Origin of the sequence: Pantoea sp. EKM21T, assembly GCF_011800405.1 — a bacterium.
GTDB classification, from domain to species: domain Bacteria; phylum Pseudomonadota; class Gammaproteobacteria; order Enterobacterales; family Enterobacteriaceae; genus Pantoea; species Pantoea agglomerans.
On sequence record NZ_JAALFV010000002.1, the window covers coordinates 540,915 to 555,514 of the forward strand.

Sequence of the window (14,600 nt, forward strand, 5' to 3'; positions counted from 1 at the left end):
TTAGCCTGCGGTTTTTATCCTGTTAATATTCCCTCTTTAGTCCGCGCCTGAATGACCTGTTTTACTATTAAAATATGATCTTTCCGTCCTTTTTTTAGTATTAAAGAGGAATTATCTCGCAGAGCTGTCTACATTTACCCCTTGTGAGTTGAACCTCTGAATGGATGCACAGCACAGTCGCGGGCACATTATGCATAAAACTTATTCTGGCCAGTCCCTTACATTGCTCGACCCGCTGTTATCCCGGCTCCTTTCTATTGTTGACCCCAAAATAGAAGTAATGAGTGGTTACCCTGCTAATTGCTCAGTGTGGCTCACTGTTTATTATCAGCGTAAATCGCGTAAGTGGTCTTACGAATGGTACGATCGTGTGGGTTACCACAGGCCGACTGAGCTGGGCAGCTCAATGGAATGTCTGATGCGCGAAGTCAGCGATCGTGGCGCGTCGCATCAGGAGCACCTGATAGCGCGACGGGCGATGGCAGAATCGGTTTTTTTTGAAGCCTGATTTGAAGTCTGAATAGCCTGCTTTGTCCGACAGGCTGAATTCACCGGGCTTTCGCTATATTATCTGCGTAATAAACAGAATCGAACGACGCTGCTGTTGTGCCAGCTGATGGCGAATGCAGTGGATACGCTTATACCGCCGCGACTGCCCTTCCAGCCAGCGTGAGCGGCGGCGATGCACCTGCCGTAACATTCTCCAGCGCGCCACTTCATTTCTGCTTCGTTTCATCACTTCCTCTCTGACGTCATACACACGAGATATACGCGAGGGCATTATAGAGATCTCTGCGGTAATGCCAAATCGGATCCTTCATCGAGGATGTCCGGGATAAAGGGTTCCGTTAGCCGTCATCTGCACGTAAACTTGCCGGACGAAAGCGCGAACGGGATGTCCACTTTATGACCACTTTTTATACCCTGATCAGCTGGTTGCTGGTGTTTGGTTACTGGCTGCTGATCGCCGGGGTTACGCTGCGCGTGTTGATGAAGCGACGGGCAGTGACATCCGCGATGGCCTGGCTACTGGTTATCTATATTCTGCCGCTGGTAGGGATTATCGCTTATCTCTCTTTTGGCGAACTCCATCTGGGTAAACGTCGTGCGGAGCGCGCCCGCACCATGTGGCCATCCACTGCCCGCTGGCTTACTGACCTTAAGCAGTGCCGTGAAATTTTTGCCACCGAACACAGCGACGTTGCGCGTTCGCTGTTTGAGCTTTGCTACCATCGTCAGGGCATCGCCGGGGTTAAGGGCAACCAGTTGCAGCTGCTCACCAGCGCCGACGACGTGATGCAGGCGCTGATTCGTGATATCCAGCTGGCCCGCCACAACATTGAGATGGTGTTCTATATATGGCATCCCGGCGGTCTGGCGGATGAAGTGGCGGAATCGCTGATGGCGGCATCACGCCGTGGCGTTCATTGCCGTCTGCTGCTGGACTCTGCGGGCAGTGTTACTTTCTTCCGCAGCCCCTGGGTCGGCATGATGCGTAATGCCGGAATCGATGTGGTGGAAGCGTTGCAGGTCAGCCTGCTGCGCGTCTTCCTGCGACGGATGGATCTGCGTCAGCACCGCAAAATCGTACTCATTGATAACTACATCGCTTATACCGGCAGCATGAACCTGGTCGATCCGCGCTTCTTTAAACAGAGCGCGGGTGTTGGTCAGTGGATTGACCTGATGGCGCGAATGGAAGGCCCGGTGGCGACGGCGATGGGGATTGTTTTCAGCTGCGACTGGGAGATAGAGACCGGCAAACGCATTTTACCGCCGCCGCCCGATCGCAACATTATGCCGTTTGAACAGGAGAGCGGCCACACCGTGCAGGTGATCGCCTCCGGCCCCGGCTTCCCGGAAGATATGATCCATCAGGCGCTGCTGACTGCGGTCTATTCGGCGCGTGAACAGTTGATCATGACCACGCCCTACTTAGTGCCGAGCGACGATCTGCTGCATGCTATCTGTACGGCGGCGCAGCGTGGCGTCAATGTCAGCGTGATTGTGCCTCGTCACAATGACTCGCTGCTGGTTGGCTGGGCCAGCCGCTCCTTCTTCAGTGAGTTGCTGGAAGCGGGCGTGAAAATTTATCAGTTTGAAGATGGCCTGCTGCACACCAAAAGCGTGCTGGTCGACGGACAACTGAGCCTGGTGGGAACCGTGAATCTCGATATGCGCAGTTTATGGCTGAATTTTGAAGTGACGCTGGTGGTTGATGATGCGGGTTTTGGCAGCGATCTCGCCTGTGTGCAGGATGACTATATCGCCCGTTCCCGCCTGCTGGATGGCAAGCGCTGGGCAAAACGTGCCTGGTGGCAACGCATCGTCGAACGACTGTTTTACTTCTTCAGTCCTTTACTGTAAAACGAGCCAGATTGTGTAAATGGCCGCAGGCCGACAGGACAGACTATGGATTTAAATAATCGCCTTACCGAAGATGAAACGCTGGAACAAGCCTACGATATTTTTCTCGAACTGGCAGTCGACAATCTTGATCCGGCAGACGTCATTCTCTTCAATCTGCAGTTCGAAGAGCGCGGTGGCGCAGAGCTGTTCGATCCCTCTGAAGACTGGAAAGATCATGTCGATTTCGATCTGAACCCGGACTTCTTCGCCGAGGTGGTGATTGGGCTGGGTGAAGCGGACGGTGAACCGATCACCGACGTCTTTGCTCGCGTGCTGCTGTGCCGCGAGAAAGACCACAAGCTTTGTCATATCCTGTGGCGTGAGTAAGCGTCAGATTTGATAAGAAAACGCCGGGCGATTGCCCGGCGTTTTGCATTATAGCGGGTCGACTTTCAGACAGGAGACCGCGTGATTGAAGCTGCCTTCCAGCAGCGGCCGGGTTTTCGCACACTCCGGACCGGCAATCGGACAACGGGTGCGGAACACGCAGCCTGATGGCGGATTGATCGGCGACGGCAGCTCCCCTTCCAGCAGCTGAATCTGCTTGTTCTTCTCCTTGTCCGGATCGGGAATCGGCACCGCGGACATCAGCGCACGGGTATAAGGATGCTGAGGATTGCTGTAGACCTCTTTGTAGGTGCCCAGCTCCACGGCATGCCCCAGATACATTACCAGCACCCGGTCAGAGATATGTTTCACCACCGCCAGATCGTGCGCAATGAAGATCAGCGATAAGCCCATTTCACGCTGCAGCTGCTGCAGCAGGTTAACCACCTGGGCCTGAATCGAGACGTCCAGTGCGGAGACAGGCTCATCACAGATAATCAGCTTTGGCTCAAGAATCAGCGCGCGGGCGATACCGATACGCTGACACTGACCGCCCGAGAACTCGTGCGGATAGCGGTTAATCAGGTTAGGCAGCAGCCCCACTTTCATCATCATATTTTTGACGCGGTCTTTCACTTCCTGACGCGCCATTTTTGGATGATAGGTACGCAGTGGCTCTGCGATGATATCGCCGATGGTCATACGCGGATTCAGCGACGCCAGCGGATCCTGGAATATCATCTGGATATCGCTTCGCGCCTTGCGCCACTCCTCTTCACTTTGCCCCAGCAGATCACGGCCTAACCAGGCGACCCGACCTTCGGTCGCCTTCACCAGCCCGATAATGGCGCGCGCCAGGGTCGATTTACCACAGCCAGACTCACCTACCACGCCCAGGGTTTCCCCCTCATACAGACGCAGGCTGACACCATCGACTGCTTTCAGGGTTTTTGATGGCTGCCAGAACCACTGCCTGCCATCTTTGATGTCGAAATGCACCTTGAGGTCGGCGATTTCCAGTAACACTCTTTTTTCAGCTACGGTGCTCATACTAACTCCTCCACCGGCTTAAAGCAGGCGCGCAGACGGCCTTCGCCAAAGGGTTCCAGCGGTGGTGCCTGGGTGCAGATATCCATAGCGTGCGGACAACGCGGCTGGAACGGGCAGCCCTGCGGCAGACGCAGCAGGTTGGGTGGATTACCCGGTATCGTCGTCAGACTTTCCCCTTCCGCATCCAGACGCGGCACCGCATTAAGCAGACCAATCGAGTAAGGATGTGACGGCTGATAAAAGACATCGCGGGCACGGCCATACTCCATGGTGCGTCCGGCATACATCACCAGCACTTTGTCGCAGATCCCCGCCACCACACCCAGATCGTGGGTGATCATGATAATGGCGGTGTTGAACTCGCGCTTGAGGTCGTTGAGCAGCGTCATAATCTGCGCCTGGACGGTAACATCCAGCGCAGTGGTCGGCTCGTCGGCAATCAGCAGTTTGGGACGGCACAGCAGCGCCATGGCGATCATGACGCGCTGACGCATACCGCCGGAGAACTCATGCGGATACATCTTCATCCGCTTGCGCGCTTCCGGCATTTTCACCGCATCCAGCATTCTCACCGACTCTTCAAACGCCTGCGCGTTGTTCATCCCTTTATGCAGCTTAAGCACTTCCATCAGCTGCTCGCCCACCCGCATATAGGGGTTCAGCGAGGTCATCGGGTCCTGGAAGATCATCGCAATCTGTTCGGCGCGCAGTTTATTGAGCTTGTTCTCGGGCAGATTCAGGATCTCTTTGCCATTGAACATCGCCGAACCGCCAATGCGGCCATTTTTCGCCAGCAGCCCCATCAGGGCAAAGGCGGTTTGTGATTTGCCGGAACCGGACTCACCGACAATGCCCAGCGTCTCACCGGCGCGCAGCGAGAAGTTCAGGTCGTTAACGGCGGTAACATCACCATCGTGCGTGCCAAAGGTGACGCGTAGATCTTTGACCGTAAGTAGCTGTTCGCTTCCCGCGCGGGCCGCCATTGCTGGCTGGAATTCATGAATAGTCATCGGGAAACTCCTTAACGATCTTTCGGGTCGAGGGCATCACGCAGGCCATCGCCGATAAAGTTGAAACAGAACAGCGTGACTACCAGGAAACCTGCCGGATAGAGCAGCAGCCACGGCGACACTTCCATCGAGTTTGCCCCGTCGCTGAGGAGTGCGCCCCAGCTACTCAGCGGCTCCTGCGTACCCAGGCCCAGGAAGCTCAGGAAGGATTCAAACAGGATCATGCTCGGCACCAGCAGCGAGGCGTAAACCACCACCACGCCCAGCACGTTCGGCACGATGTGGCGCACCACGATTTTCCAGGTCGATACTCCGCCCACATGGGCCGCTTCGATAAACTCTTTGCGCTTCAGGCTCAGCGTCTGGCCACGCACAATACGCGCCATATCGAGCCAAGAAACCATGCCGATAGCAGCAAAAATCAGCAGGATATTGCGACCAAAAAAGGTCACCAGCAGGATCACGAAGAACATAAACGGGAAGGAGTTAAGGATTTCCAGAATACGCATCATCACCGAGTCTGTTTTGCCGCCGAGATAGCCAGCAATCGAGCCATAGAGCGTCCCGACAATCACCGCGATCAGCGCAGAAGCCACGCCCACCATCAGCGAGATGCGGCCACCGATAGCCACTCGCACCAGCAGGTCACGACCCGAAGAATCAGTGCCGAACCAGTGACCAGAGGTGGTATCGGGCGGCGAGGACATCATGGCCCAGTCGGTATCGTCGTAGGTGAACTGCGCCAGCATCGGCGCAAAGATCACGAACAGGGTGATCAGGAACAGCACCAGCAGGCTGATGGAGGCAGCGCGGTTATGAATAAAACGACGACGCGCGTCCTGCCAGAGACTACGCCCTTCTACTTCCAGCTTCTCACTGAACGCATCAAGAGCTTCGCTGTTTTTCTTACTTAACATCATGGCGAACTCCGCAATCAGTAACGAATTTTGGGATCGATAACGGCATAGAGCACGTCAACAATCGCGTTGAATACGATGGTCAGCAAACCCACCAGAATGGTCAGGCTCATCACCAGTGAGTAGTCACGGTTCAGGGCGCCGTTCACAAACAGCTGACCGATGCCCGGCAGACCGTAGATCGACTCAATCACCATCGACCCGGTGATGATGCCGACAAATGCCGGTCCCATGTAGGAGATCACCGGCAGCAACGCCGGTTTCAGTGCATGACGCATTACAATGCGGCGCAGCGGTAAGCCTTTGGCGCGCGCGGTGCGGATAAAGTTGGAGTGCATCACTTCAATCATCGATCCACGGGTGATACGCGCGATACTGGCGATGTAAGCCAGCGACAGCGCCACCATCGGCAGCAGCATGTAGTTCCACTGCCCACCATTCCAGCCGCCGCCCGGCAGCCACTTCAGGGTGATGGCGAACAGCAGAACCAGCAACGGCGCGACCACGAAGCTGGGTATCACCACGCCGGTCATTGCCACCCCCATCACCGCAAAATCCCACAAGCTGTTCTGTTTGAGCGCAGCGATAACTCCGGCCGTGACGCCAAGTACCACCGCCAGCAGAAACGCGGCCAGCCCAAGTTTGGCCGAGACCGGGAACGCATGCGCGACCAGGTAGTTGACCGAATAATCTTTGTATTTAAAGGATGGGCCGAAGTCGCCGTGCGCCAGCTGCACCAGGTAATCGACATACTGCTTACCGATAGGATCGTTGAGGTGATATTTCGCCTCAATGTTGGCCATCACTTCCGGTGCCAGGGTGCGCTCGCCAGTAAACGGGCTGCCGGGTGCCAGTCGCATCATAAAGAAGGAGATGGTAATCAGGACGAACAGCGTCGGGAGCGCTTCAAGCAAGCGACGCAGGATGAATTTTAACATTGCCGTACCTACCAGGCTGTTGCTTCACAACATATAAAAAAAATTAAAAGGCGGCGCCAGACGCGCCGCCACTGCTGATAGCCTGAATGCTATTAGTGTTTGATGATGTAGAAGTTTTTATCCAGGGTTTTATCCAGTGGATCTTTACCGGTATAGCCGCCGACATAAGGTTTCACCAGACGGGTATTCACGTAGTAGTAAACCGGGACGATGGTACTGTCTTTATCCATGATCTGCTCGGCCTGCTGATAGTCAGCTGCACGGGCTTTAGCATCCGGGGCCTTAATCGCGTCGCGAATCACTTTGTCAAACGCATCGCTCTTATAGTGCGAGGTGTTACTGCTGCTGTTGGACAGCATGGTGTTCAGGAAGGAAGTCGGTTCATTGTAGTCCGCACACCATGCCGCACGGGAAACATCGTAGTTACCCTGATGACGGGTATCCAGGAAGGTTTTCCACTCCTGGTTTTCCAGCTTGATGTTCACGCCGATATTTTTCTTCCAGATCGAGGAGGCAGCAATCGCCAGCTTTTTGTGCAGATCGGAGGTGTTATAGAGCAGGTTAAAGGTCAGCGGTTTGTCGGCGGTGTAGCCCGCTTCGGCCAGCAGCTTTTTCGCCTCGGCATTACGCTTGTCCTGTGACCATTTGAACCAGTCTGGCGGCAGAATGTCCATGCCGTCGGTCGCTGGTGGCGTGTAGCTATAGGCAGGTTTCTGGCCCTGCGCCAGCACTTTATTCACCATGATGTCACGATCCAGACCCAGCTTCAGGGCAGCGCGCACGCGCGGATCGGTGAATGGCGCTTTCTGGTTGTTGATTTCGTAGTAATAGGTGCAGAGATATGGATCGACGTGCAGCTCTTTACCGTTGTCACGCTGCAGCTTTTTAAACAGCTCAATCGGCAGGTTGTTATAGGTCATGTCGCTGCCGTTCTCGGAGAAGTAGCGGTTAACGTCACTGACTTCTGAACTGATCGGCAGGAAGGTGACTTTGTTCAGCACCGTATGCTCATTGTCCCAGTAGTTCGGGTTACGCACCAGGGTGATACGTTCGTTAATCACGTGCGCTTCAAGCTTAAAGGCACCGTTGCCGACCCAGTTCTGCGGCTGCGTCCACTGATCGCCAAATTTCTCAATCGCCGGTTTGTAAACCGGTGACATGACGGAGTTAATCAGCAGCTTATCAAAATAGGGAACCGGCTCACTCAGGGTGACTTCCAGCGTGTGATCATCAATGGCTTTGACGCCCAGATCGGTAATGGGCTTTTTACCGGCGATGATGTCATCGACGTTCAGGATATGACCATATTGCGGATAGCTGGCGTAAGGTGACGCGGTTTTAGGATCGACCAGACGCTCCCAGCTGTAGACGAAGTCCTGCGCGGTGACCGGCTCGCCATTGGACCATTTGGCATTTTTGCGCAGGTGGAAAGTCCACACTTTGAAATCTTTATTTTCATAACTTTCCGCTACGGCCGGGATCGGTTTACCGTTGCTGTCATTGACCAGCAGACCTTCGTAAAGATCACGCGCCACGTTATCTTCCGGCACACCTTCAATTTTGTGCGGATCGAGCGACTGCACTTCATCGCCATTGCCGCGAACCAGCTCCTGTTTTGCGGCCAGCTCAACGCCCGCAGGCACCGTTGCTGCGAAAGCCGCATTCCCTGCCAGCGCACTCACTGCGGCGAAAACGCCCGCTGCAATCAGGCTTTTTTTCGTGATGTTGTTCATTATTACACTCCAGTTTTATTATCGTCACCGTGGCGATGCTCTGCCCCGGCGTCCCCCGTCTGCGGGCTCCCTGGCCTGTTACCAGGGAGATTGACCCCAAAAAAAGGTCTGTTTGCTGATGCGCTTTCCGACTGTCTCGCCGAACGGGCGATCAGATCAGTGTTTTTTGATGAAATAGTACTTCAGGTCTGTCATGTCCTGCGGGTCTTTGCCCGTGAAGCCGCCAACCCAGGGCTTCACCAGGCGCACACTTACGCGGTAGTAAACTGGCACAATTGGTGAGTCTTTGTCGAGTTGTGTTTCAGCCTGCTGATACAGGCTGGCGCGCTGCGCCTCGCTGCCCGCCGTCAGCGTCTCCGCCATCAGACGATCAAAGGTCGCGCTGCTGTAAAACGCGGTGTTGATCGAGGCGTTGCTGATCAGCATGTTCAGGAAGGTTGAGGGTTCATTGTAGTCAGCACACCAGGTGGCGCGCACCACGTCATACTGCGCCTGATGACGGGTCTCCAGCATGGTTTTCCACTCCTGATTCTGCAGCGTCACCTTAGCACCCAGGTTTTTCTGCCACATCGACGCGGCCGCAATCGCCTGCCGTTTGTTCTGATCGGAAGTGTTGTAGAGCAGCGTAAAGGTCAGCGGATGGGCAGCATCAAAGCCGGCCTCTGTCAGCAGCTTCTTCGCGGCTTCATTACGCTGCGCCTGCGTCCAGGTGAACCAGGCAGGTGGCGTGAGTTTGATACCGGCGGTAAAAGGCGGCGTCAGGCTATAAGCCGGAATCTGCCCCTGGGCCATGATCTTATTGGCAATGACCTCGCGATCGAGGGTCATCTTCAGCGCGGCACGCACCCGCGCATCGGTAAACGGCGGCTTTTTGTTATTAATCTCGTAGTAGAAGGTGCAGAGCAGCGGGCTGACCTTCACTTCATCGCCCAGCTCTTTGCGCAGCTTGCCAAACATCTCTGGTGGCACCGCACTGTTGGTAATATCCGTGCCGCCGCTGCGGTAGCGATTAATATCGCTGTTTTCAGAGGCGATCGGCAGGAAGGTCCCCTGTTCAATCACGGTGTGCGCATTATCCCAGTAGCGAGGATTGCGCTTCACGACAATTTTTTCATTCACTACCCAGTCGCTCAGCGTGTAGGCGCCGTTGCCGATGTAGTGACCCGGGCGGGTCCAGGCTTCGCCCCACTGCTTAATGGCTGGCGCATAAACCGGCTTCATCGCCGTATGCGCTAACATCGCCACCAGGTAAGGCACCGGCTCACTCAGGGTAATTTGCAGCCGATGGGCATCCAGCGCCTTCACGCCCAGCTGATCGGGTGACGCTTTACCGGCAAGGATGGCATCGATATTGGCAAAATGGGCTGCCTGCAGATAGCTGGAGTAAGGCGACGCGGTTGTCGGGTCCACCAGACGGCGCCAGCTGTAGACGAAATCAGTGGCGGTAACCGGCTCACCGTTGCTCCACTTCGCATCCTCCCGCAGATTAAAAATCCAGACGGTGGGTTGCGGGTTTTCCCAGCTTTTAGCGACGCCAGGAACGACCTGCCCGCTGTTATCGGTATTGACCAGGCCGTCCAGCAGGTTGTGAATTGTATTGGATTCCGGCACGCCTTCGGTTTTATGCGGATCCAGCGAGGAGACTTCACTGCCGTTATTGATCACAATCTGTTGCTGCGCGGCCAGTGTTGTACCCGGCGGCACCGTGGCGGCATAGGCCGGCGAAAAAGCCATTAACAAAACGGCTGCGAGTGTTGACCGCTGCTGCTGCAAATTCTTCATCCCAATCATGCGAAACGCCAACCTTAAATTAAGTATCCCGACAGGCTTAAGCAAAAAGCGTTCTCACTTTGGGCTTTCGGAGAAAAAATTTTACGCTGGGCCAAAAATTATCAGAAGCCGTGAAGGCGCGCCAAAGCAAAATAGCTAAAATGTTAACTAATTCTCTTTTATCATGAGAAGTCAGGCAGCGGAAGTGTTAATTTTCGTCCTGAAAATATCATATCGATATGAAAAATAGACTATTTAGCTGAAAACCCCTCTTAAGAGCGGAAAGCAGCGACAAACAGCCTCTTTTTTGGCACTTATATTGGGGAATGTGGCTTCAGCGTGATGAAATTTAAGATAGCGTGATTATTCTGGCAGTTTGTGAGGCTTACACGAAAATAGAGAGCAGAATATCGTGTGAAAATAGTGACATTATTTCGCAGAAAAAAGTCTGTGAGCCAGCGCGCAGTAATGAAATTTATAATTGCCTGATTCTGTTAAGCACAACGAATAATTGCATCGTAATGGTGCATAAAATGCCCCTCCTGCACCATTACGGATCATTATTTCACTTCACTCTCTGAAATAAGTGAGCGTTTAATTGAGTAAGCCGGGAAAAATGGACTTCATGCCGGTGACAACAAATTCGATGCCCAGTGCCATCAGTAACAGACCCATAATACGCGTAATGACGTTGATACCGGTCTGGCCAAGAATACGCACCATTAACGGCGCGGCCCGAAAGAGTAACCAGCAGCAGAATGCAAAAATGGCAATCGCCAGGGTGAACCCCAGCAGATTTATCCAGCTGTGGTAGCGGGTGCTCCAGACAATGGTCGAGCTGATAGCACCCGGCCCCGCCATCAGCGGCAACGCCAGCGGCACAACCCCCACACTTTCACGAATCGTCGTTTCTGACTTCTCCTGCTTATTCTGCTTATCTTCGCCCAGCTTGCCGCTGATCATCGACATCGCAATGGTGACGACCAGGATCCCACCCGCGATGCGGAAGGAGTCAATCGAGATACCAAACACATGCAGAATCGCATCACCAAGGAACAGTGACGTCCAGAGAATAATAGCAACCGCCAGATTGGCAGTGAGGTTGGTTTTGTTACGCTCAGCCACCCCCTGATAACGGGTCATGCTGATGAAGACCGGAATAATTCCCACCGGATTGACCAGCGCAAAGAGCCCGACAAAAAATTTTATATAGCCTGATAAATCTAACAGCGCAGGGTTCACGACTTTACTCCGTACCACAGGGGGGGAAAACGCGCCTAATGTATGTGAAAACAGGCACGGACGCCAGATGCTGACTCAGCTATTTATACTGTTGAATGACGGCGCATCCAGCGCGTTACCCCAGAGTTTAAAAAGTGACTGGATTTAGCCGCTACCAGGCAGATGACGTGAAGAGGTAACCAATTTGATAAACAAAGGGCGTAAAGGGGAGCTGAAAGGTGTCAGCTTGCGGTTAAATTGATCTGCATCAAAATTGCCCTACCCCAAACCAGGTAATCTTTTCGCAACGGAAGTATTAGCGGCAGCGAAGAAAATCTCACTGACTGCAACAGAAGACTAGTTCAGTAAACAGTTGAAAATCCGGGCGTTCTGACCCAGTCCAACGCCTTATGGCAACGTGACTATACTCAGGGCGCAGGATTGTTTACTAAAAAAGTTTAACTTCCTTCAGGAGAACACCATGGCCGTAACCAATGTCGCCGAACTTAATGCACTGGTTGAACGTGTAAAAAAAGCCCAGCGTGAATATGCCAACTTTTCTCAACAACAGGTCGACGCCATCTTCCGTGCCGCCGCCCTCGCCGCCGCAGACGCCCGAATCCCGCTTGCCAAGATGGCCGTTGCCGAATCCGGTATGGGCATCGTCGAAGACAAAGTGATCAAAAACCATTTTGCTTCAGAATATATCTACAACGCTTATAAAGATGAAAAAACCTGTGGTGTGTTAGCCACGGATGATACTTTCGGCACCATTACCATCGCCGAACCTATTGGCCTGATTTGCGGTATCGTCCCGACGACCAACCCCACTTCAACCGCCATCTTCAAAGCATTAATCAGCCTTAAAACCCGTAACGGCATCATTTTCTCTCCCCATCCACGCGCCAAAGATGCGACCAACAAAGCTGCAGACATCGTATTGCAGGCGGCGGTGGCTGCCGGTGCGCCAAAAGATATTATCGGCTGGATCGACGCACCTTCCGTTGAGCTGTCAAATCAACTGATGCATCACCCTGACATCAACCTGATTCTCGCCACTGGCGGTCCGGGCATGGTGAAAGCGGCTTACAGCTCCGGTAAACCTGCGATTGGTGTCGGTGCGGGTAATACGCCGGTCGTGATTGATGAAACCGCCGATCTGAAACGTGCGGTTGCGTCGATTCTGATGTCGAAAACCTTTGATAACGGGGTTATCTGCGCCTCTGAACAATCGGTGATTGTGGTTGATTCAGTCTATGACGCGGTGCGTGAACGTTTCGCCAGCCACGGCGGTTATATGCTGCAGGGTGCCGAACTGAGTGCGGTGCAGAATATTATTCTGAAAAACGGCGGCCTGAATGCGGCTATCGTAGGCCAGCCAGCGTTCAAAATTGCGGAGATGGCCGGTATCAGCGTGCCACCGAGCACTAAGATTCTGATTGGCGAAGTGAAGCTGGTGGATGAGTCTGAGCCGTTCGCCCATGAAAAACTCTCACCAACCCTTGCGATGTATCGGGCGAAAGATTTCCAGGATGCGGTCGCGAAAGCAGAAAAACTGGTCGCCATGGGCGGTATCGGCCACACCTCCTGTCTCTATACCGATCAGGACAACCAGACCGAACGCGTTCACTACTTCGGCGACAAAATGAAAACCGCGCGTATTCTGATCAACACCCCCGCCTCGCAGGGTGGTATCGGCGACCTCTACAACTTTAAACTGGCGCCGTCTCTGACGCTGGGTTGTGGTTCGTGGGGCGGAAACTCTATTTCAGAGAACGTCGGTCCAAAACATCTGATCAATACCAAAACTGTCGCCAAGCGAGCTGAGAATATGTTGTGGCATAAACTTCCAAAATCCATCTACTTCCGTCGGGGTTCACTGCCAATTGCGCTGGAAGAAGTGGCAACGGATGGCGCGAAACGTGCCTTTATCGTCACTGACCGCTTCCTGTTCAATAACGGCTATGCCGATCAGGTGACCCGCGTGCTGAAATCACACGGCATTGAAACGGAAGTGTTCTTCGAAGTTGAAGCTGACCCGACGCTGAGCATCGTGCGTAAAGGTGCTGAGCAGATGAACAGCTTCAAACCGGATGTCATCATCGCGCTGGGCGGTGGCTCACCGATGGATGCCGCGAAAATCATGTGGGTGATGTACGAACATCCGGAAACTCACTTCGAGGAGCTGGCGTTACGTTTCATGGATATCCGTAAACGTATCTACAAGTTCCCGAAAATGGGTGTCAAAGCGCGCATGATTGCCATCACCACCACGTCCGGTACCGGTTCTGAAGTCACGCCGTTTGCTGTAGTGACCGATGATGCGACGGGTCAGAAATATCCGCTCGCTGACTACGCACTGACGCCTGATATGGCGATTGTCGATGCCAACCTGGTGATGGATATGCCGCGTTCACTCTGCGCCTTCGGCGGTCTGGATGCCGTGACCCACGCGCTGGAAGCTTATGTTTCAGTACTGGCGAATGAATACTCTGACGGACAGGCGCTGCAGGCGCTGAAACTGCTGAAAGAGAATCTGCCAGCCAGCTATGCCGAAGGCGCCAAAAATCCGGTGGCGCGTGAGCGCGTACACAATGCCGCCACTATCGCCGGTATTGCGTTTGCCAACGCCTTCCTCGGGGTTTGTCACTCAATGGCGCATAAGCTGGGTTCAGAGTTCCATATCCCACACGGCCTGGCCAACGCCCTGTTAATCTCTAACGTTATTCGCTACAACGCGAATGACAACCCGACTAAACAGACCGCTTTCAGCCAGTACGATCGCCCTCAGGCACGCCGTCGCTACGCCGAGATTGCTGACCATCTGGGTCTGAGCGCACCAGGCGACCGCACCGCGCAGAAAATTGAGAAGCTGCTCGCCTGGCTGGATGAGATTAAAACTGAACTTGGTATTCCAACCTCTATCCGTGAGGCGGGTGTGCAGGAAGCGGACTTCCTGGCGAAAGTCGATAAACTGGCCGATGATGCGTTTGATGACCAGTGTACCGGCGCTAACCCACGTTATCCGCTGATTGCTGAACTGAAACAGATTATGCTTGATACCTACTACGGTCGTGAATTTGTCGAACCGTTCTCAAGCGTAGCCGAAGCCATTGCTGAGCAGCCGGTAAAAGGTATTAAGCTTGAGAAGAAACCCAAAAAAGTCTGATAGTGCCGTTCTGACTGTCTGATAAAAAAACCCGCCCCGGCGGGTTTTTTATTGCC

The 14,600-nt window shown here is 53.8% G+C and carries 12 protein-coding genes; 4 read left to right on the plus strand and 8 right to left on the minus strand.

The genetic code is table 11. The features are described from left to right. Positions 1-280 precede the first annotated feature (280 nt). Positions 281-508 (plus strand): hypothetical protein, encoded by a 228-nt coding sequence (locus HFD87_RS06070; protein ID WP_223565405.1) that lies wholly within the window; start codon positions 281-283, stop codon positions 506-508. 54 nt (positions 509-562) lie between these two features. On the opposite strand, the gene HFD87_RS06075 is transcribed toward HFD87_RS06070, so the two are convergent. After that, on the minus strand, positions 563-736 hold the full coding sequence (locus HFD87_RS06075; RefSeq protein ID WP_003853917.1) for a YciY family protein: 174 nt from the start codon (positions 734-736) through the stop codon (positions 563-565). 170 nt (positions 737-906) lie between these two features. Here HFD87_RS06075 and cls point away from each other — a divergent pair, with 170 nt between their 5' ends. Further along, positions 907-2,367 (plus strand): cardiolipin synthase, encoded by a 1,461-nt coding sequence (cls, locus tag HFD87_RS06080; protein ID WP_010244396.1) that lies wholly within the window; start codon positions 907-909, stop codon positions 2,365-2,367. Between the two features lie 45 nt (positions 2,368-2,412). Continuing rightward, entirely contained in the window at positions 2,413-2,736 is a 324-nt protein-coding gene (locus HFD87_RS06085) for an HI1450 family dsDNA-mimic protein (RefSeq protein WP_003853921.1), read from the plus strand. Positions 2,737-2,784: 48 nt separating this feature from the next. On the opposite strand, the gene oppF is transcribed toward HFD87_RS06085, so the two are convergent. The 7 genes from oppF to HFD87_RS06120 form a co-directional block, all read right to left on the minus strand. Next, positions 2,785-3,786: a murein tripeptide/oligopeptide ABC transporter ATP binding protein OppF gene (gene oppF / locus HFD87_RS06090; RefSeq protein ID WP_010244389.1), complete on the minus strand. Its 1,002-nt coding sequence runs from the start codon at positions 3,784-3,786 to the stop codon at positions 2,785-2,787. Then, positions 3,783-4,796, minus strand: a complete 1,014-nt coding sequence (locus tag HFD87_RS06095) for an ABC transporter ATP-binding protein (RefSeq protein WP_010244386.1) — start codon at positions 4,794-4,796, stop codon at positions 3,783-3,785. Before HFD87_RS06095 ends, oppF begins: the two co-directional genes overlap by 4 nt. Before the next feature lie 11 nt (positions 4,797-4,807). After that, on the minus strand, positions 4,808-5,716 hold the full coding sequence (gene oppC / locus HFD87_RS06100) for an oligopeptide ABC transporter permease OppC (RefSeq protein ID WP_010244382.1): 909 nt from the start codon (positions 5,714-5,716) through the stop codon (positions 4,808-4,810). Positions 5,717-5,730: 14 nt separating this feature from the next. After that, positions 5,731-6,651 (minus strand): oligopeptide ABC transporter permease OppB, encoded by a 921-nt coding sequence (gene oppB / locus HFD87_RS06105; protein WP_010244379.1) that lies wholly within the window; start codon positions 6,649-6,651, stop codon positions 5,731-5,733. 92 nt (positions 6,652-6,743) lie between these two features. Next, complete coding sequence (oppA, locus tag HFD87_RS06110) at positions 6,744-8,384, minus strand: oligopeptide ABC transporter substrate-binding protein OppA (protein ID WP_033757856.1); 1,641 nt, start codon at positions 8,382-8,384, stop codon at positions 6,744-6,746. Between the two features lie 156 nt (positions 8,385-8,540). Continuing rightward, a complete protein-coding gene (locus HFD87_RS06115) occupies positions 8,541-10,166 on the minus strand; it encodes an ABC transporter substrate-binding protein (protein WP_167423077.1) in 1,626 nt (541 codons plus the stop codon). Between the two features lie 582 nt (positions 10,167-10,748). Next, positions 10,749-11,396 (minus strand): YchE family NAAT transporter, encoded by a 648-nt coding sequence (locus HFD87_RS06120; protein ID WP_167423078.1) that lies wholly within the window; start codon positions 11,394-11,396, stop codon positions 10,749-10,751. A 460-nt stretch (positions 11,397-11,856) separates the two neighbouring features. On the opposite strand from HFD87_RS06120, the gene adhE reads away from it, so the two are divergent. Further along, a complete protein-coding gene (gene adhE / locus HFD87_RS06125) occupies positions 11,857-14,544 on the plus strand; it encodes a bifunctional acetaldehyde-CoA/alcohol dehydrogenase (RefSeq protein WP_167423079.1) in 2,688 nt (895 codons plus the stop codon). Positions 14,545-14,600: the final 56 nt, after the last annotated feature.